The sequence below is a fragment of the bacterium genome (genome assembly GCA_020440705.1).
Taxonomy (GTDB): Bacteria; Krumholzibacteriota; Krumholzibacteriia; order LZORAL124-64-63; family LZORAL124-64-63; genus JAGRNP01.
This window is the reverse complement of sequence record JAGRNP010000339.1, coordinates 1-578: the sequence shown is the minus strand read 5'-3', so window position 1 is coordinate 578 and position 578 is coordinate 1. Positions and strand designations below refer to the sequence as shown.

1 protein-coding gene is annotated in these 578 nt (G+C 72.7%); it reads right to left on the bottom strand.

The genetic code is table 11. The annotated features are described in order from the left end of the window. The coding region (locus KDM41_18690; GenBank protein MCB1185452.1) for a hypothetical protein at nucleotides 1-442 on the bottom strand (442 nt) is incomplete at its 3' end. Nucleotides 443-578: the final 136 nt, after the last annotated feature.

The following is a 578-nucleotide window of genomic DNA, read 5'->3' as shown; positions in this document are numbered from 1 at the left end:
CGAGGGCGTCCGCGCGGCGTAGCGCCTCCTCGTCGCGGGCCTCGACGGCCAGCAGGACGTGGTCGGGGTCGATGGCCTTGGCCTCGGCCTCCAGCTCGGGCATGGGGCTGTTGCCGCCCATCAGCGCCCCGTGGAGGCCTGCGTAGAAGGCGCCGGCGAAGGCGCCGCCGATGAGGGAGACGCCCCAGGGGACCTGGAGCAGGCCCAAGGGCCACACGAGGGCGACGCCGACGAGGCCGCCGAAGACCAGGCCGATGAGGGAGGCCTGCAGCAGGCCGCGTCGAGCCGAGGTCAGGCCGTGGCCGAACTCGTCCTGGCGCAGGTGCTGGGTGTGATCGATGAGGTCGACGTGGACATCCAGCTCGGGAGCCCGCGCCAGCAGCGCTCGCGCGCGCTCGGCTGCGTCGTGGTTCTCGAATTCTGCGAAGGTGATGTGCTTCATGGCGTGCTCCGCTGGCAGAGCCGTTCAGGCGTACAGGCCTGATCGAGCGCAACTTCCATGCCAGAGGCGGCGGCGCGCCCGTCGCCGGGGGATCGAGGCGGTCGCCGCCACCGGCCCATGCCAGAGCGGCGGCGGA